We start from the raw sequence: 25,023 nt of genomic DNA, 5'->3' as shown, positions 1-25,023 counted from the left end.
CGCAGGCCGTACGCCGGCCCGCCCGGCGAGGCCACCGGCGCAGTCCCCCTCAGCCGCCGCCCAGCAGCCGCGCGGCCTCGTCCACCACGGGCAGCAGCCGGTGGGCCAGGGCTCCGACCGCGCCTTCGGGCCGTTCACCGGCCAGCGCGGTCCTGACGGCCGCCGCGGTCTGAGGGTCCGTCCCGGCCGTCGCCGCGAGGAGCGCGATGAGATGGTCGATCAGCCAGTCGCGCAGCTCGCCGACGGGCGGCTGCTTCTCCTCGTCCAGCCAGATCAGCGAAGCGGCCTCGACGGCCGCGATCCAGGTCCGCACCATCATGCGCAGCCGCGGACCCGGTGTGCCGACTCCGAGGTGGACGAGGATCTGCTCGGCCGCGGCCCGCCGCACCTCGTCCACGATCGCCCCGGTGCGGGATGTCTCGGCGACGGTGCCGCCCTGGAGCAGCGCGGAGAACCCGGCGTCGTGCTCGTCCACGAAGGCGAGATAGCGGTCGAGCACCCGGGCCAGCCGTACGGTGAGCGGGCCGGTCTGCGGCTCGGCGAAGCAGAGTTCGAGCTGGTCGGCCGCCGAGCGCAGCGCCTTCTCGTACAACTGCTGCTTCCCACCGGGGAAGTAGCGGTAGACGAGCGGCCGGGAGACCCCTGCCGCCTCGGCGACGTCGTCGAGCGAGACCTCGTCGGGCGCCCGGTGCGCGAAGAGCGACAGGGCCGCGTCGAGGAGCTGGACACGGCGCTCCTCGACGCTGAGGCGTCGGTACGCGGGGATCGCTGCGGGGGTCATGACCGCAGCGTAATCCCGGTGTTCACGACGGGGCACGTTACGGGGAGTGCCCCGGATCCGGCCGCCGCGGCGCCACCGCCATACTTCGACTGGTCACACCGCAGTTCCGGCCCGTGTCCTCCTGGGCGCTCTCCCGCCCGAACCTGAAGGGAACCCCCACGTGTCCTCGGCTCTTCCCGTCCTCACGCACACCTCCGTCGTCGTCATAGGGGCCGGTCCCGCCGGGCTCGTCGTGGCGAACCGGCTGCAGGACAGCGGCGTCGACTGCGTGCTTCTGGAAGCGGAGAGCAGAGACTTCATCGAGCGCCGTCCGCGTGCCGGGTTCATGGAGGAGTGGGCGGTACGGTCGCTCGCCGGGCACGGCCTCGCGGAGCGGATCCTCGTCCAGGCCGAGACCCAGGGCGAGTTCGAGTTCCGGTTCGACGGCGAGCGGCACACCGTGCCGACGGCCGAGCTGTCCGGGCGGCGCCACTTCGTCTATCCGCAGCCGCAGTTGGTGACCGACCTGATCGCCTCGTACGCGGACAAGGGCGCGGGCGACGCCCGCTTCGGCGTCCGGGACGTACGGCTGGACGGCATCGGCGGCGACCGGCCGGTGATCTCCTACACCGATCCGCTGACCGGCTCCCGGCACCGCGTCGTGTGCGACTACGTCGCGGGCTGCGACGGCGCGCGGGGGGTCGCGAGGACGGCGATACCCGACGGCCAGGTCACGGTCAGCCGCCGCGACGACGGGGTGGCCTGGCTGGCGCTGCTCGCCCAGGCACCGCCGTCGGCGGACGGCGTGGTCTTCGGCATCCACGAGCGCGGGTTCGGCGCCCATATGGCCCGCAGTCCCGAGGTCACCCGCTACTACCTCCAGGTCCCGCCCGGTGACACCCCGGAGGACTGGCCGCACGAGCGCGTCTGGCACGAGCTGCGGACCCGCCTCGCCGCGGAGGGTTCTCCGCCCCTCACGGAGGGGCCGCTCGTGGAGAAGGTGGTGCTGGACATGCACAACTACGTGGTGGAGCCGATGTCCTACGGCCGCCTCCACCTCGCGGGCGACTCGGCGCACCTGATCGCACCGATCGCGGCGAAGGGGATGAACCTCGCGATCCACGACGCGCTGCTGCTCGCGGACGCGCTGATCGCGGCCGTCCCGGGCGAGGGCGGCACCGGCGACGACGGCGGGCTCGCGGGATACTCACAGGCAGCCCTGCGGCGGGTCTGGCAGTACCAGGAGTTCTCGCAGTGGCTCTCGGACGTACTGCACGGGGCGTCGTCCGGCGACCGCTTCCGGGCGGGCACCGCGCGGGCCCGGCTGCGCCGGCTCCTGGAATCGGACACGGCGGCCAGGGCGTTCGCGGGGCCCTACATGGGGGAGGAAGGCGGACGGTGACCCGGCTGTGGGGCGACCGCGCTGTGTGGAGTGCCTGCGGAGGCCGTCAGTGAACCTGCGTCATTCAGTGCGTGCGGTCGTGCTCGACGAGGACGACCGCATCCTGCTGTGCCGATTCGCGATTCCAGAGCCGGCGGGAACGGTGGTCTGGGCAGCTCCCGGCGGAGGGATCGAGCCCGGCGAGACACCGCTTGCCGCGCTGCGCCGCGAACTGCGGGAGGAGGTGGGCCTTGCCCTCGGGGCCGATCCGTCGCACGTCTGGCACCAGGAAGTCGTGGCTGCTCATGCCGCAGGCTACGACGGGGTCATCAACGACTACTACCTCGTGCGCACCGCCACGTTCACACCGCGAGGGACTCTGTCCGATGAGCAGCTTGCCGCGGAGAACATCAGCGGTCTGAAGTGGTGGCACCCGCGTGAAGTCGCTTCCTACGCAGGTGCCGACCTCTTCTCCCCCCGCGACCTCGCGACTCCTCTGACGGCGCTGATCACCTCTGGTGTTCCAGCAGGGCCAGTGCGGCTGGGCCTCTGATCGGACGGCTCGCCCGTGTCTCCCTCTGGGAGACAGGGGCATGTGGTGGGCGGCGATCAGGATGCCGGGCCGCCGCCCGCGCCATACGCTCGGCATATGTCCGATTTCATCTCCGAAGGCATGTCGGCCGAGGACCTTCCCGCACCCGCCGAGGGCCTGGTGCTCACGCACTTCCTCACGGTCAGCGACGTCCCCCGCTCGCGGGCGTTCTACGCCGCCGTACTGGGGGGAAAGGTGGTGCTGGATGAGAACCCCTGCATCGTCAAGGTCGCCAACAGCTGGATCATCATGAACCCCGGCGGCGGGCCCACCGACGACAAACCCGACGTCGTTCTGCGCACACCGGACGACCCCCACACCGTCTCCAGCTTCCTGAACGTACGGGTAGCGAACATCCAGGAGTTCTACGAAGCGGCCCGCGCCCAGGGAGCCGAGTTCCTCACCCCGCCCATCGACCGGCTTGCCGAGCTGCGCTGCTACATGCGCGACCCGGACGGCTACCTCATCGAGGTCGGACAGTCCACCGGCCTGCTGAAGGGCATCCTGGCACGCACCGACAAGCAACCCGACCGCTGAACGGCGTTTCACGAGAGAGGCATCCCTCATGGCACAGGAGCAGATCCCAGGTCTCGATCCGACCGCGACACCCAGCGGGACCGGGTGCGCGGACTGCTTGGCGGGGGACGGGCCGGGATGGTGGTTCCACCTGCGGCGCTGCGCCGCCTGCGGGAACATCGGATGCTGCGACTCCTCGCCCGGGCAGCACGGCACGCAACACGCGCGCGAGGCGGGACACCCTCTGCTGACCAGCTTCGAACCGGGTGAGGACTGGTTCTGGAACATCGAGACCGATCAGTACTACGAGGGGCCGGAGCTGGCCCCGCCCACCGCGCACCCCGCTTCGCAGCCCACTCCGGGCCCCCGGGACAAAGTCCCTGGGGACTGGGAGCGACAGCTCCACTGACCGCGCCCGGCCGTTATCAGGACGGCGTGGGGGGCATCGAAATCAGACCGCAGACGTGCTGCTCACCGTTGGGCCGGTGGCCCGCCCGGGCTCAGTCGATCGTCTTGATCACCCGGGCGGGGACTCCCGCGACCAGGGTGCCGGCAGGAACATCACGACTGACCACCGCACCGGCGGCGACCACCGCACCGGCACCGATGGTCACTCCTTGCAAGATCACGGCGGACGTCCCGATCCAGACGTCGTCCTCGATGACGATCGGGGCGAAGGAGAGGTACTCGCGACGCTCGGCAAGCGGCAGAGGGTGCCCGCCGGTGATGAGGCTGACCTTCGGGGCGATCATGACTGCGTCGCCGATGCGGATCCCGCCCTTGTCCATGAACGTGCATTCCTGGTTGACGAAGACGTTCTCCCCAAACGTCGTGTTCAGCCCGTGCTCGGTGAAGAACGGCGGGTAGATCGTCACGGACTCCGGGAGCGGGCCACCGAACACAACAGAAAGTAGTTCTGCACGGCCTTCGGTGTCGCTGAACGGCAGCACGTTCAGTCGGGACGTCGCGTCGGTCACCTCCACGATGCGCTCCGCATGGCGCGCGAACTCGGTTGTCCTGACGTACATGACCTGCTCTGTGCGGGTAGACATGCGGCGATCCCACCACCCTGAAGAGCGCGTGATCAAACAACCGCCCCATCCACCGGACACAACCACTCGTTGTGGAAGTAAATTGAGGATGTGGATGTTGAAGCCCTACGGACGTTCGTGGCCGTCGCCGGGACCGGCCAGTTCCAGGCAGCGGCGGACGAGCTCGGGATCAGCCAGCAGGCGGTCTCCAAGCGGATCGCGACCCTTGAGAGACACCTGAAGGTCATGCTCCTGGTGCGAACCTCGCGAGGCTCCCGGCTGAGCCTGGACGGGCAGGTCTTCCTGCCGCACGCCAAGAAGGTCCTTGCAGCCGTCGAGCAGGCCGAGCAGGCCGTACGCCCCGGCAGCCGGCCCTTGCGCGTCGACGTCCTCAACCGGCGCATCGCTCCGGCCCAGGCCGTCTACCGGTTCTACCGCCCCCACCCCGAGATGAACCTGGACGCGGTCACACTGAGCAACGAGAACGCCGCCCGGGCCGCCCAGGCGGTGCTCGAAGGAACCGTCGACGCGTCCTTCCGCGCCCTGCCGGCAGACCAGGTCCCAGCCGGGATCAGCGCCGAACGACTCCTGGACGCGCCCCTGGAGCTCCTGGTCGGGCCCGGCCACCCCTTGGCGAACGCGCCTTGGGTCAGGCCTGCGGACCTGGCCGGCCACCGCATCTGGATCCCTGGGATCCGTCCAGGCACGGAGTGGGCGGCGTTCTACCAGGCGCTGTCCGAGGCCTTCGATCTGAGCATCGACGCGCTCGGCCCCAACTTCGGTGACGAGGCCCTGATGGACGCGCTGGCCGACTCGGCCTCGCTGGCCACCCTCGTCGGAAGCGGGGACCGGTACCTGTGGCCCCAGAGCCACGACCTGCGGCGCATCCCCTTGCGCGAACCGACCCCGGTGTACACGCACATGCTGTTGTCCCGGGCCGGAGACCAGCACCCCGTGCTGACCGCGCTACGCGACCATCTGCGCACGTCAGGGCCGCGCACCCCGGACGACGTGTGGGTGCCGGACTGGATAGACCGTTGACCGGACGATTCAACAGTCACGCCCTGGCGACATATTTCTCGTGAACATCCGCGGGCCTGGAGACACAACTGCTGCCCGTGCTCGCAGATAGTCACTGTCGCTGAACCAGGCCACCCAGGCCGGTCACCGACCTCTCGGCGACACGCAGTACGGCTGTACGGCTTCGGCTTCCCCGCATACCGCCGGTCAGAGCGATGCCGGCCAGATGGTCGGTGCCGTGCCGGTAGGTGTCAGTGATCGGCTCCGGGCAATCGCCGTCCGTGCCGGGGTCGGTGGCGAGAGCGGTCAGAGGGGCACGCCCGTCATCGTACGAGGGCTGCGGGAAGCGTGCTTGGCGCGGTCAGCCCCCGGGCCGCGGCTCAGACCAGCCGTCAACACATCCAGGCCCTCAGCGGGTAGGAGCCGGAGCTTGCCCCCGAATTCCGGCTACTTGCCGGAGGGCTGCACGCTGCTCAGTAGTGCCAGCGGTTGGCAGAGCCCTGGTAGCCGCAAGCGATCTTCCGGCCTGCCGCATCTGTGGTTGTCGCGCCCACGTCCGCGCTCCGGCAGAACTGGCCGGCGCGGTAGCAATTGCCCGCGTTGGACCGGATGCTGCACAGCTCAGTCTTGGTGGAGCTGCCGCCGGTCGACGTACTCCCGCCCGAGCTGGAGCCGGAGCTGGCCGACGAGTGCGACCCGCCGCTGCTGGACGCACTACCCGATGAGGCGCGCGGTGGGTGCGCGCACGACTCGCCCGACTCCACGACCTTGAACGCGAGCTCCGTGGTGGTGCTGTATGTACCGGCCGAAGGTGTCTGGGTGCACACCTTCCAGTTGGAGGTGTGCACCACTGAGCGTCTCAACTCGCTCGCGTCCGCGTACGCCACAGACTTGACGTGGTGCCCGTGGGCGTCTGCCACGGCTTTCTGAAGGTTCCAGTCAGTGTGGTCGCCCACCGTCTCCCTGGCAATCGGCTTCGTCGAAGGAGCCGTGGGCGAGGGGGAGGTGGGCGGGGGCGTTGGAGAAGCGATGTGCGGGGAAGCGGATATGGTCGCCGAACTTACGTGGCCGGCCGCTGACTTGTTGTTCTGCTCCCCGGTTGAGCATGCCGCGACGCCCATGGACAGGGCCACCACCCCGACCATCAGCCGCCCGGGGAGCCGGAGTCCCATTTTTCTGCTTTTCCCCCTGCCCTGCGCACCCTTGGATTCCCCCGGTCTCAGTGCGTTCCTGAGAGACATGCAACCCCCACCTTGTTCTTGTTCTCGCTTGTCACCCCGAGGCAGAGTAGAGGAGATTTTAAGGATGTTGTGTATTTCTCGTGAAGCTCTATGTTCTTGGCTACCCTCAAGGCGGGTGCGTAGAGCTGCAGGCCGTGACGATCCGGCGGATCGCCGCCGAGATCGGCTTCAGCGCCCAAGAGTGCTCGCGTTCACGCGGGACGCCATTGCGACCTGCTGTGGGGTTCGTCGCACGGTCTCGCTGACATCGGGTCGATCGAGGGCGTCGGGTTCGATCCCGCCCTGCAGCTGGCCGATCGGGAGGTGCCCGCGGTGCTCGGATACTGGTCCGGCCCGCCCGCACGCCCCGAGAGCGCCACTCCCTCGTCAGCTGTCGGCCCATCGGTCGAATGAACCGTCAGGAGGGATGTGATCTATGGCTCCACGCCTGCTATGCGGGACCCGGCCCTCGCGCGGTTGGTGGCCCAACTGTCCACCTCCAGCGGCAACGGCGCCCCGGCGCGCCCCCCCGCCCGGCCCGGGCGGTCCCCGTAATGCCACTTGCGCGACGCCCGAGCGGGTCGTGGCATTGGGCAGGGCGCCCCGGTGCTCTCCTCGCGGTACGACGGCAGCAGTCCGTACCCCGCCTCGCCGCGGGCCTCACCCGCTCGCCAAGCCCACTCGCCAGGCCCGCCCGCCCCGCTACTTCGCCAGCAGCCCCGAACTCACCCACAACTTCCGCCCCGCGCCCCGCAGTACGCCGATGTCGTCCAGGAAGTCCGTCAGGCGCTTGGCTCCGCTCTGCATGACCTCCGCGCGGTGGCCGCTCGCCTTGACCTGGGCGACTGCCTCGCGGCGGTCCAGGCCGGTGTTCGTGTACACCTGGGGGTTGATGAAGCAGGTGGAGAAGACCCGCGCCGCCTCACCGCAGCTGAGCCTCGTGAAGTGCTGTTCCCAGCGTGGCGCCGTGACCATCTGGCGGCGCAACTCCTCACGCGCGTAACGGACATGACGTGCCTCTTCGACCACATGGATCCGGGTCACCCCGCGGACCAGGGTCTGTACGCGCTCGTCGGGGAACGTCAGCCGCTGCATGTAGTCGAGGATCTCCTCGCCCAGCAGGGTCGCCGCGAAGGAGCCCGGGGTCGTCGAGACGGTCTTCAGTACCCGCGCCAGGTTGTGGTACATCCGCGGCACCGGGTACGACGGCGCCCCGCCCTTCTGGATCATCCTGGCGAACATCATCGAGTGCCGGCACTCGTCGGCTATCTCGGTGAGCGCGTACCGCACGTGATTGCTGGTCACCGACTTGTCGTAGATGTGCCGGACGAGCAGCTGCATCAGGATGATCTCGAACCAGATGCCGAGTGAGGCGAGCGAGGCTGCTTCGTGCCGGGCGAGTTCCATCCGCTGGTCCTCGGACATCTTCCGCCAGAGCGGGGTGTCGTAGAGCGATACGAGCTCCGGCGGCCAGAACCACTTGCCGTCCTCGATCGGCGCCACCCAGTCCAGTTCCTTGTCCGGGTCGAAGGAGTGCTTGGCGGACGATTGGAGGAGGCGCTCGGCCACTTGTTCGCGGTCCCTGAGCAGGCCGAGGGCGTCACGGAGCACTTCGCGTTCGGTCGCTGTCGTCATCTCTGAGGTACCTCGCGCTTGGGGTTACCGGTGGTCACCTCTTATGAGACTGCGTGTCAGTAAGATGGTCAATCCCTTGCACGCGACTTGTTGACCCGGCGTCTACCAACGTGTGAGCCTGCGAGGTATGTCGACGCATGAGCTCTATACCAAGGGACCGGCCGAGTCCAACTGGCAGATACCCGCGTCGGGTTCGGCCCGATTCAGCTGGGAGTACGACGAAGGGCGCGACCGTCTCCTCGCCCTGTACCAGAAGGGCAAGGACAAGCAGTGGGACGGCGCGAAGCGCATCGACTGGTCGCTCGAAGTGGACCCGTACGACCCGCTCGGTACGCCCGACGAGGCGATGACCCTGTACGGGACGCCCCACTGGGCGAAGATGACCGACCGCGACCGGGGCGAGCTGCGCAAGCACTACACGTCCTGGCAGTTCAGCCAGTTCCTCCATGGTGAGCAGGGCGCGATGGTGTGCGCGGCCCGGATCGTGGAGTCCGCGCCCGACATGGACGCCAAGTTCTACTCGGCCACCCAGACCATGGACGAGGCCAGGCACGCCGAGATATACGGCCGCTTCCTGCACGAGAAGATCGGGATGCTCTACCCGATCAACGACAACCTCCAGGCCCTCCTCGGCGACACCCTGCGCGACTCCCGCTGGGACATGCCGTACCTGGGGATGCAGGTCCTCATCGAGGGGCTGGCGCTCGCCGCCTTCGGCATGATCCGCGACACCACCGACAAACCGCTGCCCAAGCAGATCCTGGCGTACGTCATGCAGGACGAGGCCCGCCATGTGGCCTTCGGGCGGATGGCGCTGCGCGACTACTACAAGCAGCTCACCGACGCCGAACTGCGCGAGCGCGAGGAGTTCGTGATCGAGGGCTGCTACCTGATGCGCGACCGGCTGCGCGGTGTGGAGGTCCTGGAGAACTTCGGTATCGCGCGCAAGGAGGCCGAGGAGCTCTCGGAGCAGTCCGAATTCCTGACACTCTTCCGGCAGTTGCTGTTCAGCCGGATCGTCCCCTGCGTCAAGGACATCGGTCTCTGGGGCAAGCGGCTGCAGAAGGCGTACGTCGACATGGGCGTCTTCGAGATGGGCAACTCGAATCTGGACCTGCTGATGTCGCAGGACGAGGAGATAGCCGAGCAGCTCGACCGGGAACGGTTCGCGCAGGAGGAGCAGGAGCGGGTCGCCGAGGTGCAGTCGGCCATCGCGGACGGAGCCTGATACGCGTGGAACGCCTCCGGCGCCCGTGACGCCCGTGATGCCTGACACGCTTACGGGTCCGGGCCCTCCAAGCCCTCGAGGTCGTCGAGGTCGTCCAGATCCACGGACCACTGCTGGGGCTGTGCCTGCGGTCCGGTGAGGAGCTGCTCAGCCCAGATGATCTTTCCGTGCGGCGGATACCGGGTGCCCCAGCGCTCCGCGAACTGCGCGACGAGGTAGAGCCCGCGCCCGCCCTCGTCCATCGCCGCCGCCCGCTTCAGATGCGGTGAGGTACTGCTGCTGTCCGCGACCTCGCAGGTCAGGGTCGCACTGTGGAGCAGCCGCACCCGGATCGGGGCGGTGCCGTAGCGGACCGCGTTGGTAAGCAGTTCGCTCAGGATGAGCTCGGTGTTGAACGCGATCTCGTCCAGGCCCCATTCGCTGAGCCTGCGGGCCGCCTGGGACCGTACGGTGGCGACCGCCGCCGGATCGGCGTCTTCTGCGTCCAGTTCCCAGTCCGCGACCGACGACGGGTCGAGCAGCCGGGTCCTGGCCACGAGGAGGGCGACATCGTCCTCCCGGTGCGAGGGCGACAGCGCGTCGAACACGCTCCGGCACATCTCGCGAGGCTCCGTGTCGAGCCCGGCCTGTTCCTCCAGGGCGGTGCGCAGCAGCTCAAGGCCCACATCCATGTCCCGGCCCCGCTCCTCCACCAGGCCGTCGGTGTACAGCACCAGGCTGCTCCCGGCGGCCAGGTCGAGCACTGCGGTCTCGAAGGGCAGGCTGGCGGTGCCCAGCGGCGGGCCCAGGGGGACGGCCGGGAACCGCGCCGTTCCGTCGGGGTCGACGAGCGCCGGTCCGAGGTGGCCGGCGCTGGCCACCGTGCAGCGGCCCGACACGGACTCGTACACCGCGTACATACAGGTGGCCCCGGTGACGACGGTGCCGTCGCCCAGCGAGCTGTTCCCCTCGTCCATGGAGTGGACCAGGTCGTTGAGATGGCCCAGGATCTCGTCCGGGGACAGGTCCAGCGAGGAGAAGTTGTGGACCGCTGTACGGAGCCGGCCCATGGTCACGGCGGCGTGCAGGCCGTGCCCGACGACGTCGCCGATGACCAGCGCGACCCGGGCGCCGGGCAGCGGGATGACGTCGAACCAGTCACCGCCCACCCCCGCGCGGGCGGGAACGTAGCGGTGGGCCACGTCCAGGGCCCGGTTCTCCGGCAGGTCGTGGGGGAGCAGGCTCTGCTGGAGGGTGACCGCCGTGGTGTGCTCGCGGGTGAACCGGCGGGCGTTGTCGACGCTCAGCGCGGCTCGCAGGGCCAGCTCCTCGGCGAAGGAGAGGTCGTCCTCCTCGTACGGGTCACGCTCCAGGGCGCGCCAGAAGCTCACCAGACCCAGCACGACCCCGCGCGCCGTGAGCGGCATCCGGATCAGCGAGCCGAACCCCTCGGCGACGGCGCGCAGACCGCCGGCCGGGTCCTGCTGCCGCCAGTCGTACGTACCGGGGAGATCGGCCTCCAGCGTGGGCTCACCGGAGGCCAGGTACTGCGCCAGCGGGGTCCCGGGCTCCACCTCGATCCGGGTGCCGGCCGGGTCCAGCGCTTCGCTGTCGCGGACACCCCGCACGGCGGCCCGCCGCATCGTGGTGAAGGCGCCGCCCGGCTCCCCGCCGGACAGCACGGGCTCCGTCAGGTCCACCGTGACGAAGTCGGCGAACCGCGGCACGGCCACTTCCGCCAGCTCCTCGGCCGTCCGTACGGCGTCCAGCGAGGTGCCGACCCGCCCGCTCGCGTCGTACAGCAACTGCAGCCGTTCCCGGGCCACTTCCGCGCGGCCGGTCAGAGCGCGCAGCTCGGTGGTGTCCCGCAGGGTCACCACTCTGCTGCCGAGTCCGGCCCGCGTCCGGATGAGCCGCATATTGACCGCCAGCAGCCGGTCCCCGGTCAGGTGTACGGCGTCGGTCACCGCCTCGCCCCGGGTCAGCAGCCGCTCCGTGGCCTCGCCGAGTCCGAGGTCCGCGACCCGGCCGAGCTCGGCATCGGGCGGCAGCGAGAGCAGCCGGCGTGCCTCGTCGTTCGCCAGCAGGACCTGTCCGTCGCTGCCGATGATCAGCACGCCCTCGCGCACCGCGTGCAGAACGGCGTCGTTGTGCTCGTACATCCGGGTCATCTCGGCAGGCCCCAGACCGTGGGTCTGGCGGCTGAGCCGACGGCTGACGAGCGCCGCCCCGACGGTGGCCACAGCGAGTGCGGCCGCGGTGGTGCCGAGGAAGAGTGGCAGCCTCCGGCTGACCAGGTCCGTCACATTGCTGATCTCGATTCCGGCCGCGACCAGGCCGACGACGTGGCCGCCCGCATCGGTCACGGGGACGACGGCACGCACGGCGTCGGACGGGGCCCCGTAGAAGATCTCGGTGAAGGAGTGCCCCGCAAGGGCCCTGCTCAGATCACCCATGGAGCGCTTGCCGATCAGCCCGCGCTGGGGGTCCGTGATGCGGATCCCCCGGGTGTCCGTCACGGTGATGAAGTCGATCCCGGCCCCTTTGCGGGCGCCCTCCGCCAGCGGCTCCAGCGCGGCTGTCGGATCGCGTGAGCGCAGTGCCCGCGGCAGCCCGGGAGCGTGCGCGAACGCCTCGGCAGCGGCCAGTGAACGGCTCCGCGCCGTGTTCACGCTGTCGGACCTGGACTGCAGCACCAGCACCGCCGCGGCGGCTGCGACCAGCAGGACGATCAGGAACACCTGCATACCGAACACCTGCATGGCGACACTCCGGCGCAGCGCCCAGCGGGACGGGTGCGGCACGGGGCTGCGGCGGTGTGCGGTCACTCTCGTTTCATAGCATTGATCCCTTAGTGGGGCGAAGCGGACCAAGTGCTCCTGTCCATGATCGTCTCGGCCGCCCGGGCCATCTCCACCAGCGAGGCGTCCTGCCCGTGCGCCGCCACGATCTGCAGCCCCACCGGGCACCCGTCAGGGTCGAACCCCGCAGGGATGCTCGCCGCCGGATGGCCGCTGAGGTTGAAAGCCCAGGTCAGCGAGGTCGAGTACCGCTCGCCCGGCCCTTCGTGGCCATGCGGGCGGTTCGGCGTCACCGGTGTGAGCAGCAAGGGGGCGCGGGCGAAGAGGGACGCCAGCCGGTGGTCGTTCTCCGCACGGACGGCCGTGGCCAGGTCCGGCTGCCCGCCGCGCACCGCAAGCCAGGTGTCGCACGGGTCGAGCAGGTCGTACGAGGTGGCGTCGAGGCGTACGAGACCGGCCGCCGCCATCCGCTCCGCCGCCCGCCGCGCGACCCGTTCCACCTCGTCGTCCACCGCGGCGAAGCCCAGGTCGGGCGACCAGACGGCGGGCACCGGGAACTCCGGCAGGGACGGTTCGTACCGGCCCGTCACCGCACGCAGATACGCCTGCGCCGTGGCGGCGTCCGCCGCCAGGACGCCCGCCGACGCCAGCCCGGTCCTGTCCGGCGACGGCAGCAGCCCCGCCGTCGTCCTGAGGCCCAGCACGCCGCACCACGCGGCCGGTATCCGCACCGATCCCGCGCCGTCGCTCCCGGTGGCCAGCGGGATCATGCCGGTGGCGACCGCCACCGCCGACCCGGCCGACGAACCGCCCGGGGTGCGGTCCGGGCGCCATGGATTGCGGGTGGGGCCGTGTGCGCCGAGGCCCCAGGTCTGCCAGTGCGTCCCGGGCCCCGGCACCGCCGTCGAGCCGACCGGGACGGCGCCCGCGGCCCGCAGCCGCCGGGCCGCGTACCCGCGGATACCGGACGGGCCCTTCACCGCGAACGGGACCCCGGGGAGAGGCGCTCCGGTGGGCGGTGGCCCGTCGTCCCCGGGGTGGTCCGGCGGTGGGCCGTCCGGCGCCGCCTCCGGCCAGACCTCGGTGAAGGCGCTGAGCGCGGGGTCGAGCCGCGCGATCCGCCCGAGCGCTTCCGACACCGCCACGTTCGTCGGCCCGGTCACCGGCACCACCTTCATCTCTCCTACGGAGCGATCGTGCGCAATTCCTAATGGGCAGCCGAGTCGTCGTTGGGTGTCGGACGGCCAATCGTTGGCAGCCACAAGCGGCAGAAGGTTGAAAGCCACACCCGACACCCCTGGGCGGGCCAACCATACGAAAGGCTGGCCCAGACCCGTGCAACAACGTAGGAAAAGGTTGAGCATCTGCCATCGAAAACTCGGGGGATGATACGGCGCAGGTCAGCTTGCTCGTGGCGTGACCAAGATCAGGTTGAAGGCGTTCTTATGAGCGGTACCGCCTTCGGCGCCGACACGAACGAACCGCAGGCCTGGGACTTCAACGACGTACTGCGCTGCCCGGCACGGCTCCTGCCTGGGCAGTGGCGTCTGACGCTCATGCAGCTCACCGAGGTGCAGAACCTTCTCGCCCGCGAGCTGGCAATGATCGAGTTCAACCCACGCCACCCCAAGATTCTGGCTCGGGGACTCCATCTGCAGCCCGGCCGTGCAAGGTCGGCACGGTGCAGCGGCACGTGGGCATCCTGCGCGCGATGGCTCTGTTCGAAGCTGGCGAAGGTCTGCCCGAGGACTTCGGCCAGTGGTCAACGGCCGACTTCGCATTCCGGTGTGGCTGGCGAACGACATGACGCGGAACAAGAACGCCACCACGTCAGCGAACTGGTCCGTGCTGGCCGCGATGGTCGGCGTCGCGCAGCCCACCACCGTCTTCCCTGCAACCGCACCGCACGGACGCCAACTGCGCGCGTATGTCGAGGAACTGGTCGCCGAGGGGCGTACGCAGAGTGGTCTGCTCGGCGACCTCACCCAGGTCGACCGGCCGGACGGCACCGCGGGATCTTGGCGCAGGAGCCTGTATCCGCAGCGCCTCTGGATCGAGTTCACCGCGCTGCGCAATGCGGCTCCGGTGTTTGTCACCGCGCTGTCGATGATGCGGGACAGCGCGGTCCGGGAAATCCTCAAGGACTCGGTCGTCGAGCACTACGGCAGCCCGGCGGTGAAGTCGACGCTGCACAAACTCAACCCCAACCTGCCCGTCAAGCACTGGTGGATCATCGAGCCGGTCGCCCAGGCCGTCCAGACGGCCGCCGAGCTCTCCGTACACGACACGCTCGCCTTCGCCTCGGTACAGGCCAAGTCGCCCATCGCCCACCTGGACAGCTGCCAGGCGATCATGAGCTTCGTCCAGCACGTCAATCGCCACCGGTACATCACCGGTCTGCCGGCCATTCCCGAGCAGAGGCTGAGCCCTCACATGTTCCGACGCACCATGGCCATGCTCACCCGGGACTTTCCGGGATCGGAGATCGCCGTCGGAATGCAGCTCAAACATGCTGCCACGCGCGCGCTCGCCAACACCACCACCCAGGGCTGCACCGAACCGTCCCCGGCCTGGGCCGGCCACCTCACCACCGCCATCAGCAGCGCCGCTTCGAGCAGCTCAGGGAGCTCTTCGACGCCGACGGACGACGCGAGAACATCGGCTACGGCCCCGGCCCTGTACGCCGAGAACGCGGCTCTCCGTGAGCAGACCTCGAACCAGTCGGCGATCGTCGTACCACTTAGAGATTCCGCGGGTAGAGGACAAGGCGTCATGGTCGGCGGGCTGGCCGTGCGTCCCAGCGTTGGCTGGTCCAGGCTTCGCGGATGAGGCGTCGGATCACGATGATCGCGGTCATCAACGCGGGCAGCGCGTTGATGACGACCGCTCGACGTTCCGTGCAGGAAAGGGTGAAGTTGAAGCCGCGGCTGTACCAGGAGTTGGTGCGCTCGACGACCCAGCGGCGAGTGTGGTTGATCGGGATCACGACGCCCTTGGGCTGGATCCGCCACTCGCAGCCGAGATCGGTCAGCAGTTTGCGGGTGACCGTGGTGTCGTAGCCCGCGTCAAGGTGCACCATGATCTGCTCGGGCAACGCGAGCTCGAAACGCGCGAGCTTCTCCAGCGTCGGGCGCAGCAACGGGGAGTCATGCCGGTTCGCGCCGGTCACGACACAGCCCAGCGGGATCCCGCGTCCGTCGGACATCCGCGACCACTTGATCCCGAGTTTTCCTCGGTCAATCGGTGATTTCCCCACGACCTCGCCACGGCGGGGCGCTTTGGTGATCTGCCCGTCGACGGTGATGTCGGCCAGGTCCAGGCCCACGACACGGCCGTAGGTCTCCAGCACGATCTGCTCCAGCCCTGCGAAGACACCGGCCGCGATCCACTCGTTGCGTCGGGTTCTCATCGTGGTTGCCGAGCACGATTGATCGGCGTGCTTCTCGTACGAGCCGCCGAAGACGAGTTTCGCGACGAGCTTGTCGAACACGATCCGGTCCGGGAGCCGTGGGTTGTGACAGCCCCACGGATGTGTTTCGAGATGCGGTGGCAGGAGGGCTCGAACTGGGCCCACAAGGGCTCGATTGCCCATGCTTCGACGACGGGCACCGGTGCTCCGTTTTCAGATGTAGAGATGTAGGAGTCCCACGTCGAAACGGATCCCGGTGCCCGCGCAGCCGATGGACGTCAGCTACTTCGGTGACCGCGGGCACGTCCCGCTGCGCGTGGCCCTGCTGCTGGCCGAGGTGGCGGGCATCCTGCTTACCGCGCCGGCGGGCAGCGCGCGGATCATGCAGTTGCGCGCGACCGCCCGCACGTACCGCCGGGCCCACCACAGGGCTGTGAAGGCCGAGGCCAAGGACTCGTCGAAGGCCCGGCGGTAGCCCGGGCTACCGGGAGCCCGCCACAGGGCGCGACTTGTAGAAAGACTCCTCCAGGTAGGCGACCTCGTGCGGCTGGTAGGGCTCCTCCAAGTAGGCAGCCTCGTCTTCGTCGAGTTCGACGTTCACCGCGGCGAGTGCGTCGGCAAGCTGGGCCGGCTTGGTGACCCCGACGATGGGCGAGGTCACCGCCGGTTTGCGCATGACCCAGGCCAGGGCGACCTGGGCCGGGGACAGACCCCGCTTGCCCGCGATCTCGTGGACGCGCTCGGCCACTGCCTGGTCCCCGTCGCGGTAGAGGATCTTTCCGCCCTCATCGGTCCTGGCACGCGCCGTGGCGGTGTCCCGGACCCGCGTCAGCCTGCCCCGCGCCAGCGGGCTCCACGGAATCACGCCGATGCCCTGGTCGGCGCAGAGCGGGAGCATCTCCCGCTCTGCTTCTCGGTGGATGAGGTTGTAGTGGTCCTGCATCGACACGAACCGGGTCCAGCCGTTCAGGTCAGCCAGGTACAGGGCCTTGGCGAACTGCCAGGCGTACATGGAAGAAGCTCCGATGTAGCGGACCTTCCCGGACTTGACCGCGTCGTGCAGCGCCTCGAGGGTTTCCTCAATCGGGGTGTCATAGTCCCAGCGGTGGATCTGGTACAGGTCGATGTAGTCGGTCCCCAGTCGCTTCAGGGAGGCGTCGAGCTCGGCGAAGATCGCCTTGCGGGACAGCCCGGCGCCATTCGGGCCGGGGCGCATCCGCATCCAGACCTTGGTGGAGAGAACGACCTCCTCGCGCCGGGTGAAGTCCTTGACCGCCTGGCCGACGATCTCCTCGCTGCTTCCGGCGCTGTACCCATTGGCCGTGTCGAGGAAGTTGACGCCACCTTCGAGGGCTTGCTTGATGATGTCCCGGCTGGCGTCCGCGCCCAGCGACCAGGGCTCGCCGCCCCGGTCCCGCTCGCCGAAGCTCATGCAACCGAGGGCGATGGCGGAGACTTCCAGTCCGGTCGTTCCGAGTTTGATGTATCGCATGCGCCGAACCTAGGAGTTGGAGTGCGCACTAACGCAAACTCGGAGGCGTGGGCATTCCGCTGGTCCGGGCGGCGGTATCGCAGCGCTCGCGAGGGCGCCCCTACCCGCGGAATCTCTTACGCCACGACGGTGATCCCGCTCGTCAGCAAGCTCAGATGGAGACGCGCCCGCTGTCTCGTGAGACATCTAAAGATCTGGAGAACCGGGGTGTCAGTGTCCCAGCGCCGCCCGCATGACCGCCCGTGCGATCGGGGCCGCGAAGCCGCCGCCCGTGATGTCGGCACGGTGGGCCGACGCGTCCTCGACGACCACGGCCACCGCGACCGCCGGCTGGCTCGCGCCGTCGGCCTTCGCCCAGGAGATGAACCAGGCGTACGGCGTACCGGCGTTGTTGACCCCGTTCTGTGCGGTGCCGGTCTTGCCGCCCACCGTCGCGCCCGGGATCGCCGCGTTGGACCCGGTGCCCTGGGTCACGACGTCGACCATCATCTGCTGGAGCTGGACCGCCGTGGAGGCATCCATCGCCCGGCGGTAGGACTTCGACCCGGTACGGCTGACGACCCGGCCGCCCTTGGCCCGGGTCTCGTCGACCAGATGCGGGTACATCAGCTCCCCGCCGTTCGCGACGGCGGCCGAGACCATCGCCATCTGCAGCGGTGTCGCCGAGGTGTTGAACTGCCCGATCGACGAGAGCGCCAGCTGGTCCTTGCTCATGTCGGTGTCGAAATTGCTCTTGGCCACCCCGGAAGGGATCCTCAGACCGGTGTCGTTGAAGCCGAACTTCCCGGCCGCGTCGGCCATTCCGCTCAGCCCGACCTCGACTCCGAGGTTGGCCATCACGGTGTTGCAGGAGACCTCGATGGCGTACGCGAGCGAGGCGTTACCGCAGCCGCTCGCCTCGTTCGGCAGGACGGTCGTGGTGTTGGGGAGGGTGTACGGATCGGGGGTGTCGGTGTCCGCGTTCATATCGGTGACCACACCCGAGTCGAGGGCGGCCGCCGCCGTCACGATCTTGAAGGTCGAACCGGGCGGATAGGTCTGCCGGATGGCCCGGTTGACCATCGGCTGGTCGGCGGAGCCGGTCAGCCGAGACCAGGCGCCGGTGACGGCCGGGCCGGTGCCCGACAGGTCCCCCGGATCGTACGAAGGGCTGCTGACCAGCGCCAGGATCTTCCCCGTTGACGGCTCGACCGCGGCGACCGCGCCGCGCCTGCCGCCGAGCCCGTTGTACGCGGCCTCCTGCACCGACGCCTTGATGGTGGTGGCCACGCTGCCGCCCGGCTGCTGTGCGCGGGTCAGTTCGTTCCAGAGCGGGAAGGGGGTGAGCATCGAGTCGGTGCCGGACAGGATGCCGTCCTCGGCGTTCTCGATCAGGGTGGTGCCGTAGGTCTGCGAGGCGTACCCGGTGACCGGCGCGTACAGCGGGCCTTCGCGGTACGTGCGCTCGTACCGCAGCTGCTGGCCGGTGTCCTTCGATCCGGTCACGCTGTGCCCGCCGACCAGGATGTTGCCGCGCGGCTGGTGGTAACGGGCAATGGTCTGGCGGCGGTTGGCCTGGTTCTTGTCCAGCGAGTCCGCCTGGAACACCTGGACTCTGGCGGCGTTGGCCAGCAGCGCGACCAGGAGCAGCAGACAGCAGGCGGCGGCGCGCCGGATGTAGCGGATCACGACTCGTCCTCCACGATCGGCGCGATGATCCCGGTCTCCACGAACTCCGGATCCGGTCTGCGAGCGGAGTCGCTGATCCGGATGAGCAGCGCCACGATCACCCAGTTGGTGACCAGCGAGGAGCCGCCCTGGGCGAGGAAGGGCATCGCCATACCCGTCAGCGGGATCAGCCCCATCACCCCGCCCGCGATCACGAACACCTGGATCGCCAGGATCGAGGAGAGACCGATCGCGAGCAGCCGGCCGAACGAGTCGCGGAGTGCGAGCCCGGCCCGGTAGCCGCGGGCCACCGCCAGGGTGTACAGCAGGAAGATCGCCGAGAGCCCGGCGAGACCCAGCTCCTCGCCCGCAGTGGCCAGGATGAAGTCGGACTTCACCGCGAAGCCGATCAGGATCGAGTGGCCGAGCCCGAGTCCGGTGCCGAGGATGCCGCCGGCCGCGAAGGCGAAGAGCGACTGGGCCAGCTGGTTGGCGCCCTGGCCCGCTTCGATGGAGGCGAAGGGGTGCAGCCAGTCCTCGACGCGGCCGCGGATATGGGGTTCGAGACTGCCCACGACGAACGCGCCGAACGCGGCCATCACCATGCCGATGGCGATCCAGCTGAGACGGCCCGTCGCCACGTACAGCATGATCACGAACAGGCCGAAGAAGAGCAGCGAGGTCCCGAGGTCGCGCTCCAGGACGAGGACGCCCACACTGATCAGCCAGATCGCCAGCACCGGTGCCAGCACGCGCATGGTGGGCAGTTGGAGCCGCCAGATCCTGCGGCCGGTGTACGAGAGCGCGTTGCGGTTGGCCGAGAGGTACGCGGCGAAGAAGACCGCGAGCAGGATCTTGGCGAACTCCCCGGGCTGGATGGAGAAACCGCCGACCCGGATCCAGATCTTCGCGCCGTTCACCGCGGGGAAGAAGATCGGGATGATCATCAGGACCAGGGCGGCGGCGACCGAGAGGTAGGCGTACTGCTGGAGGATCCGGTGGTCGCGCAGGAAGAGCACGCAGCAGATGAAGAGCGCCACGGCGAGCGTGGACCAGATCAGCTGGGTGGGGGCCGCGCTGTTGCCGGGGGTCGCCAGGTCGAGGCGGTAGATCAGCACGAGGCCGATGCCGTTGAGGAGCACCGCGATCGGCAGCAGCAGCGGGTCCGCGTACGGGGCCCGGAAGCGGACGGCGAGATGGGCGAGGAGCGCCAGCAGGCCAAGACCCGCACCGTAGTTCAGGGTGTCCGCCGGTACCGCGTCGTTCTTGGCGAGTCCCACGTTGATGTAGCCGTAGACGGAGATCAGTACGGCGCCGATCAGCAGCACCAGCTCGACGCCCCGACGCTTCGGCAGACGTAGTTCGGGCGGGGGAGCGTCCGCCGTCGTTGCGGTCATGCCAGGAAACGTAGCAAGACGCTGACGCTATGTCCGTTAATGTCTCAGTGAGCCGATGGGGAGCCCGGTGCCGCGCGTGGCGGGGGCGGCGACCGGACATTGCGGGACGACCCCGGTGTGACGCTGTGTCAGGGCCGCCCGGACCGGCTGCGCCGACCGCGCGGGCCTGCGGCACGGCTCACCGCTGGTACGGGTTCTGCCCCTGCTGCTGCGGCGCGGGCTGACCGTACCCCTGCTGCGGGCCCTGCGGCTGGCCGGCGCTCTGTGCGAGAAGCTGCTCGGCCTGCTCCTTGGTCGCCCGGTTCTCGACACCGCAGAAGGTGCACTGCGTCGCGTACTTGGTGGAGAACGGGAAGAGCGGCACGAAGAACAGCGTGAACTTGGTGACGCGCTTACGGAGCGTGTGTGCGGACGGATTCCCGCACTGTCCGCACACCAGCGTCAGTATGGCCAGCTGGTAGAGATAGCCTCTGCTGCCAAAAATGATCATGATGGGTCCCCTCCGGGTCGGTAATCGCGGTACACCGTAACCGGGTTCTTGCCCTTGCGGTGCCCGGGCTGTTCCCATGGTCGGGGCGGGGTGATGCGGTATGCCGGAACTCAGGGTGACACCAGGGCGGTACCAGGGCCGGACACGGCTGTACGTCACGCTGCCGGGAGGCCCGGCCGCTGCCTGGTACGACCGGGATTCGGGGCAGGTCAGCCTGGTGCTGGCCGAGTACAGAACCGAGGTGCTCGACGCCCTCGCGCCGTATCTCAGCGGGGAGCTCTCGATCGGCCCGCCGCCGGTCCCCACTCCGGCGGAACTCGCGCTGCTCACCCTCCATCCCGACGACGACCTCGCGCCCAACCGGCCCGGCGAGGCACTGCACACCGCACTGGCGGGGATCGCCGTCTCCCGTTTCCGGCCGGCTCCCCGGCGCGCCGCGCTCAACGCGCTCGCCGCCCAGGAGGCGCTGGGGGCCGAGCTGGACACGCTGGAGGGCGCGGGGTGGCGGGTGCTGCACTCGGTGCCGCTGCCCGGCGGCGGGCATATCGGCCATCTCCTGATCGGCCCGGCCGGGGTGTTGTCCGTGCGGACCCTGAACGCCCGGAAGCGGACGGTCCGGATCGCGGATCCGCTGGTCGCGGCCGGGCGCGGACAGCCGGAACCGCAGCTGCGCTGGGCCCGCCACGAGGCGGAGCGGGCGTCGCTCGCCCTGGCCACGGCGGTACGTCCGGTGCTCGGGATCGTCGGCGCTGCACGGGTGGAGCCGGCGGCGCGGGCGGAGCCGGTGGCGGGGGGCGCCGGAGGGCGTGGCGGGCCCGGCGGCCACGGAAGCCGCGGCGGTCACGGAGGCCCTGGCGGGCCCGGTGCGCGGCCGGATGAGGCGTGGCTGCTGCGGGAAGGCGGGCAGGTGGGCGTACGGCTGCTGCGGGACGGCGAGGTGGGCGCGCTGGCCGGGCTCGGCGGCGTACTCAAGCCGGCTGACGTCGAGTCGCTGTACGCGACGGCCCGCGACCGGAGGACCTGGCTGCGGGTGTGACCGGGCAGGGGTCGCGAATTGCGGGGCGGGGTTGCGTGGCGGCCGGACCGCCGGACTGCCGGGTCAGGCGCGGGGGAGTGGTCTGGCCCGGTTGAGGTTGATCAGCGGGCCCAGCAGATCGCCGTACCGCTGGAGCCTGGGGCCGATGTCGTCGATCCTGAAGACCAGGTCGGCGGGGGACCCGCACCCCTCGACCTCCTCCCAGGTCACCGGCGTGGAGACGGTCGGTTCGGCCCGTGCGCGCACCGTGTAGGGCGCCGCTGTGGTCTTCGCCGCCGCGTTCTGGCTGTGGTCCACGAAGACCTTGCCCGGCCGCAGCGCCCGCTTCATCCGGTGCAGGGCCAGACCGGGCAGGGCGGCCTCGGCCTCGACCGCGAGCTTCCTGGCGTACGCCGACACCGCGTCCGAAGGCGTCGGCTCCAGCGGTGCCAGCAGATGGAGCCCCTTGGAGCCCGAGGTCTTCGCGTACGCGGTCAGCCCGTCGGCCGAAAGCCGCTCACGCAGCCACAGCGCCACCGTGCAGCACTCGACGGCGGTGGCCGGGGCGCCGGGGTCCAGATCGAGGACGAGCCGGTCGGCGAGGGCCGGTGCGTCGGCCTGCCACTGCGGTGTGTGGAACTCGACCACCAGATTGGCCGCCCACATCAGGCTCGAAAGGTCCTGCACCAGCACCTGGCGCGCGTCCCTGCTCCTGGAACGCGGCACCTCGGCCGTATGCACCCAGGAGGGGGTGCCCGGCGGCACGTTCTTGGTGAAGAACAGCTGGCCGCCGGGGCCGTCGGGGTACCGCAGGAAGGAGACCGGGCGGCCGTGCAGATGGGCCAGGAGTGCCCCCGCCGTGCTGGCGCAGTAGTGCAGGACCTCGCCCTTCGTGGTGCCCGTGGCCGGATAGAGGACCTTGTCGAGGTGGGTGAGCGGCAGGCGCCGCCCCTCCACCTCGGTGATCGGCGACATACATCGAGAATCCCATGAAACCTGTCGAGAATCCCTTGAAACATAGGGAATGCGGGGAATGCGGGCAGTGCGCTCCCGGCCGAGGTGAACGGTCAGAGGCCGAGGCGAACGGTCAGCGGCCGAGCGCCGTGGCCAGGGTCTGCGGGTCGGGGCGCGTCCCCGCCCAGGCGATGTATCCGTCGGGGCGGACGAGCAGGGTGGTGGCACGGTTGTCCGTCCAGTGCGCGTGGACGAGTGGGCCCGGCCCGGTGTGTCCGGGGGCGTCCGGCGGCGTGATCAGGACGAAAGTGCCTTCCCGTAACAGCTCCAGCAGGTGCCCCTCGGCCAGGCGCAGGACGGGTGCCCGGGTGCCCGTCAGGGGGTGGCTGCCTTTGGGGGCGGGGTACGAGATGCCGATGCCGGAGAGCCTTCCGATGACCTTGTCCGAGGCCGGCCGCACCGCGGAGAGCAGATGGGCGAGGGCCGCGCGCACGGTCCGCTGCCAAGGCGTCCTGGCCATGGCGAGTCGGATGATCGCCCCACTGGCTCGCAGCACCTGCGTTCCGACCGGGTGCCTCTCCGTGTGGTAGCTGTCGAGAAGCTTCTCGGGGTCGGCGGACTCCCCGCGCAGGACGGCCGCGAGCTTCCAGGAGAGGTTCGCCGCGTCCTGGAGGCCGGTGTTCATGCCCTGGCCGCCTGCCGGGGAGTGGACGTGGGCGGCGTCGCCCGCGAGGAAGACCCGGCCGGTGCGGTAGGCGGGTACCTGGCGTTCGTCGCTGTGGAAGCGCGAGAGCCAGCGGGCGTCGTGCATCCCGTAGTCGGTGCCGAACGCGAGGCGGGCGATCTCACGCAGCTCGTCGAGTTCCACGGGGTCGCTGTCGTCGGCCTGCCGGGCGCGGTCCCAGCCCATGACGCGGTACCAGCCGTCGCCGAACGGGGCGATGAAGGCGAAGGCGTCGCCCGCGCCGTCCACCGTGAGCAGCTCGGGGGGTGTCCCGGTGAGCCGGACATCGGCCAGGACGATGGACCTGATCACGGACTCACCGGGGAACGGCAGCCCGAGAGCCCGGCGAACCGCGCTGTGCACCCCGTCCGTTCCCGTGAGATACCGGGCCTCGATGGTGGAGCGGACCCCGTCGGCGTCACGTAGGTCGGCGGTGACGGTGTCAGTAGCGGCGGACTGGGTGAGGCCGGTCAGTTCCGTTCCGTAGCGGAAGTCCACGCCGGCGTTGAGCGCACGGGCCTTCAGCAGGTGTTCGACCTCGTACTGCGGGGTGATCAGGAGGAAGGGGAAACGGGTCCGCAGCCGGGTGAGGTCGAGCGAGACGCGATTGAAGAGGCGCATCCGGTCCATGCGGGCGCCCGTCCTGATCAGGGCTTCGGCGAGACCGCGCGCGTCGAGCAGCTCCAGGGTGCGGGCGTGCACGGCGAAGGCGCGGGTCAGATTGCCCGTCTCGGGCGGGCGCCGCTCGATGACGGTGACCGACAGCTGCTGGGCTGCGAGGTCACCCGCCAGGAGCAGCCCGGTCGGGCCGGCGCCCACGATCAGTACGTCGGTGGTATCCGTGCGGTTTGCTTCGGTGCTGTGCGTGTCCGTCATGACGGCCTCCGAAGAGCACATGCCTGCTTCCGTTGGCCAACACCTGTGGGCCAACGCTTGTTGGCAAGGTTAGGGCGGGGCGGGATGGCATGTCAACGCTTGTTGGCCTACGCTTGTTGGCATGTCTGCTTCCTCCGCCCCGCGCCGGTCTGCCGCCACCACCAAGGCGGTGATCCTCGAAGCCGCCCGGGAGCGGTTCGCCGCCGACGGATACGAGCGCGCCACGATCAGGGCCATCGCCCGCGACGCCCGGATCGACCCCTCGATGGTGATGCGTTACTACGGCTCCAAGGACGGGCTGTTCGCCGCAGCGTCCACGATCGATCTGCGGCTGCCCGGCCGGGGCGCGCTGCCCGCCGACCACATCGGTGCGATCCTCGTCGGGCACTTCCTGGACCGCTGGGAGCGCGACGATGTGCTGATGGCCCTGCTCAGGGTCGGCGTCACCAACGAGGCGGGGGCCGAGCGGATGCGGGCCGTCTTCGCCGAGCAGATGGGCCCGGTCGCTGCCGGTGTCTGCCCCGACCCCGCCGACGCCCCCCGCCGTGCGGCACTCGTCGCGTCGCAGATCCTGGGCATGGCGCTCACCCGGTACGTCCTGCGCATCGAGCCCGCAGTGGCGATGTCCCACGACGAGATCGTCGACTGGCTCGCACCGACGGTCCAGCGCTATCTGACGTCCGAGCACCCGTAGGCGCGTGCGGGACCTCGCGGACACGGCCTGCGGACAGGCCGGGCCCGGTGCGCGCCACCCATGGAGTAGCCCCGCAGTGAGCCGGTGGCAGAGAAGCCGCACTGTGAGCCGGTGGCAGAGAAGCCGCACTGTCGGGAGACTGGTCAGGGAGGGCAGAGCCGT

Annotated in this window: 23 protein-coding genes and 1 pseudogene; 11 read left to right on the top strand and 13 right to left on the bottom strand. The window is 69.7% G+C overall.

Features of this window, described 5'->3' with window-relative positions:
* Nucleotides 1-49: 49 nt before the first annotated feature.
* Nucleotides 50-781 (bottom strand): helix-turn-helix domain-containing protein, encoded by a 732-nt coding sequence (locus OG210_RS07045; protein WP_328331393.1) that lies wholly within the window; start codon nt 779-781, stop codon nt 50-52.
* Nucleotides 782-941: 160 nt separating this feature from the next.
* Between OG210_RS07045 and OG210_RS07040 the strand changes: the two genes are divergently transcribed.
* The 4 genes from OG210_RS07040 (at nt 942) to OG210_RS07025 (ending at nt 3,658) form a co-directional block, all read left to right on the top strand.
* Nucleotides 942-2,162, top strand: coding sequence for a 4-hydroxybenzoate 3-monooxygenase (locus tag OG210_RS07040; protein WP_328331395.1), 1,221 nt, complete (start codon nt 942-944; stop codon nt 2,160-2,162).
* 49 nt (nt 2,163-2,211) lie between these two features.
* Nucleotides 2,212-2,694 (top strand): NUDIX domain-containing protein, encoded by a 483-nt coding sequence (locus OG210_RS07035; RefSeq protein WP_328331397.1) that lies wholly within the window; start codon nt 2,212-2,214, stop codon nt 2,692-2,694.
* Between the two features lie 120 nt (nt 2,695-2,814).
* Nucleotides 2,815-3,270, top strand: coding sequence for a VOC family protein (locus OG210_RS07030; RefSeq protein WP_328335610.1), 456 nt, complete (start codon nt 2,815-2,817; stop codon nt 3,268-3,270).
* A 28-nt stretch (nt 3,271-3,298) separates the two neighbouring features.
* The gene (locus OG210_RS07025; RefSeq protein WP_371535332.1) at nt 3,299-3,658 is read left to right on the top strand and encodes a UBP-type zinc finger domain-containing protein; all 360 of its coding nucleotides are present in this window, start codon (nt 3,299-3,301) and stop codon (nt 3,656-3,658) included.
* Between the two features lie 91 nt (nt 3,659-3,749).
* Here OG210_RS07025 and OG210_RS07020 read toward each other — a convergent pair whose 3' ends face one another.
* Entirely contained in the window at nt 3,750-4,277 is a 528-nt protein-coding gene (locus tag OG210_RS07020) for a DapH/DapD/GlmU-related protein (RefSeq protein ID WP_328335611.1), read from the bottom strand.
* Between the two features lie 114 nt (nt 4,278-4,391).
* Here OG210_RS07020 and OG210_RS07015 point away from each other — a divergent pair, with 114 nt between their 5' ends.
* Nucleotides 4,392-5,321 carry a LysR family transcriptional regulator gene (locus tag OG210_RS07015; RefSeq protein WP_328331401.1) on the top strand — a complete coding sequence of 310 codons (930 nt, stop codon included), beginning with the start codon at nt 4,392-4,394 and terminating at the stop codon, nt 5,319-5,321.
* 606 nt (nt 5,322-5,927) lie between these two features.
* Nucleotides 5,928-6,230 carry a hypothetical protein gene (locus OG210_RS07010; protein ID WP_371535330.1) on the top strand — a complete coding sequence of 101 codons (303 nt, stop codon included), beginning with the start codon at nt 5,928-5,930 and terminating at the stop codon, nt 6,228-6,230.
* Nucleotides 6,231-7,222: 992 nt separating this feature from the next.
* On the opposite strand, the gene OG210_RS07005 is transcribed toward OG210_RS07010, so the two are convergent.
* The gene (locus OG210_RS07005) at nt 7,223-8,155 is read right to left on the bottom strand and encodes a diiron oxygenase (protein ID WP_328331405.1); all 933 of its coding nucleotides are present in this window, start codon (nt 8,153-8,155) and stop codon (nt 7,223-7,225) included.
* A gap of 127 nt (nt 8,156-8,282) precedes the next feature.
* Here OG210_RS07005 and OG210_RS07000 point away from each other — a divergent pair, with 127 nt between their 5' ends.
* Nucleotides 8,283-9,383 (top strand): ferritin-like domain-containing protein, encoded by a 1,101-nt coding sequence (locus OG210_RS07000; RefSeq protein WP_371535328.1) that lies wholly within the window; start codon nt 8,283-8,285, stop codon nt 9,381-9,383.
* Nucleotides 9,384-9,433: 50 nt separating this feature from the next.
* Here OG210_RS07000 and OG210_RS06995 read toward each other — a convergent pair whose 3' ends face one another.
* The 3 genes from OG210_RS06995 to OG210_RS06985 form a co-directional block, all read right to left on the bottom strand.
* Complete coding sequence (locus OG210_RS06995) at nt 9,434-12,124, bottom strand: SpoIIE family protein phosphatase (protein WP_371540203.1); 2,691 nt, start codon at nt 12,122-12,124, stop codon at nt 9,434-9,436.
* 89 nt (nt 12,125-12,213) lie between these two features.
* The gene (locus OG210_RS06990; RefSeq protein ID WP_371535326.1) at nt 12,214-13,341 is read right to left on the bottom strand and encodes an amidase family protein; all 1,128 of its coding nucleotides are present in this window, start codon (nt 13,339-13,341) and stop codon (nt 12,214-12,216) included.
* A gap of 222 nt (nt 13,342-13,563) precedes the next feature.
* Nucleotides 13,564-13,788, bottom strand: a complete 225-nt coding sequence (locus OG210_RS06985; RefSeq protein ID WP_371535324.1) for a hypothetical protein — start codon at nt 13,786-13,788, stop codon at nt 13,564-13,566.
* A 178-nt stretch (nt 13,789-13,966) separates the two neighbouring features.
* Here OG210_RS06985 and OG210_RS06980 point away from each other — a divergent pair, with 178 nt between their 5' ends.
* Entirely contained in the window at nt 13,967-14,992 is a 1,026-nt protein-coding gene (locus OG210_RS06980; protein WP_328331413.1) for a hypothetical protein, read from the top strand.
* Here the strand turns inward: OG210_RS06980 and OG210_RS06975 are convergent.
* Nucleotides 14,934-15,772 (bottom strand): annotated as a pseudogene (locus tag OG210_RS06975) (IS5 family transposase). The gene OG210_RS06980 and the pseudogene OG210_RS06975 sit on opposite strands and share 59 nt — an antisense overlap.
* A 56-nt stretch (nt 15,773-15,828) precedes the next feature.
* On the opposite strand from OG210_RS06975, the gene OG210_RS06970 reads away from it, so the two are divergent.
* Nucleotides 15,829-16,047 (top strand): hypothetical protein, encoded by a 219-nt coding sequence (locus OG210_RS06970; RefSeq protein WP_371535321.1) that lies wholly within the window; start codon nt 15,829-15,831, stop codon nt 16,045-16,047.
* A gap of 6 nt (nt 16,048-16,053) precedes the next feature.
* On the opposite strand, the gene OG210_RS06965 is transcribed toward OG210_RS06970, so the two are convergent.
* The 4 genes from OG210_RS06965 to OG210_RS06950 all read right to left on the bottom strand — a co-directional run bounded on the left by OG210_RS06965 (nt 16,054) and on the right by OG210_RS06950 (nt 20,598).
* Nucleotides 16,054-17,064 (bottom strand): aldo/keto reductase, encoded by a 1,011-nt coding sequence (locus OG210_RS06965; RefSeq protein WP_371535319.1) that lies wholly within the window; start codon nt 17,062-17,064, stop codon nt 16,054-16,056.
* Between the two features lie 210 nt (nt 17,065-17,274).
* Nucleotides 17,275-18,732: a penicillin-binding transpeptidase domain-containing protein gene (locus tag OG210_RS06960; RefSeq protein ID WP_328331419.1), complete on the bottom strand. Its 1,458-nt coding sequence runs from the start codon at nt 18,730-18,732 to the stop codon at nt 17,275-17,277.
* Nucleotides 18,729-20,108, bottom strand: a complete 1,380-nt coding sequence (locus OG210_RS06955) for an FtsW/RodA/SpoVE family cell cycle protein (protein ID WP_328331421.1) — start codon at nt 20,106-20,108, stop codon at nt 18,729-18,731. Before OG210_RS06955 ends, OG210_RS06960 begins: the two co-directional genes overlap by 4 nt.
* 178 nt (nt 20,109-20,286) lie before the next feature.
* Nucleotides 20,287-20,598, bottom strand: a complete 312-nt coding sequence (locus OG210_RS06950; protein ID WP_328331423.1) for a zinc-ribbon domain-containing protein — start codon at nt 20,596-20,598, stop codon at nt 20,287-20,289.
* Between the two features lie 100 nt (nt 20,599-20,698).
* On the opposite strand from OG210_RS06950, the gene OG210_RS06945 reads away from it, so the two are divergent.
* Nucleotides 20,699-21,634 carry an NERD domain-containing protein gene (locus OG210_RS06945; protein WP_371535316.1) on the top strand — a complete coding sequence of 312 codons (936 nt, stop codon included), beginning with the start codon at nt 20,699-20,701 and terminating at the stop codon, nt 21,632-21,634.
* 63 nt (nt 21,635-21,697) lie between these two features.
* Here the strand turns inward: OG210_RS06945 and ligD are convergent, their stop codons facing one another.
* Together ligD and OG210_RS06935 are read right to left on the bottom strand one after the other, a co-directional pair.
* Nucleotides 21,698-22,588, bottom strand: a complete 891-nt coding sequence (gene ligD / locus OG210_RS06940) for a non-homologous end-joining DNA ligase (RefSeq protein ID WP_328331427.1) — start codon at nt 22,586-22,588, stop codon at nt 21,698-21,700.
* Between the two features lie 112 nt (nt 22,589-22,700).
* Entirely contained in the window at nt 22,701-24,167 is a 1,467-nt protein-coding gene (locus OG210_RS06935) for an FAD-dependent monooxygenase (protein ID WP_371535314.1), read from the bottom strand.
* 121 nt (nt 24,168-24,288) lie between these two features.
* On the opposite strand from OG210_RS06935, the gene OG210_RS06930 reads away from it, so the two are divergent.
* Nucleotides 24,289-24,861, top strand: coding sequence for a TetR family transcriptional regulator (locus OG210_RS06930; protein ID WP_371535312.1), 573 nt, complete (start codon nt 24,289-24,291; stop codon nt 24,859-24,861).
* The last annotated feature ends 162 nt before the right edge of the window (nt 24,862-25,023 follow it).

Source organism: Streptomyces sp. NBC_00466, assembly GCF_041433995.1.
Classification (GTDB): domain Bacteria; phylum Actinomycetota; class Actinomycetes; order Streptomycetales; family Streptomycetaceae; genus Streptomyces.
Note: the sequence above shows the minus strand (reverse complement) of the source record. Positions and strands in the feature narration are given on the sequence as shown.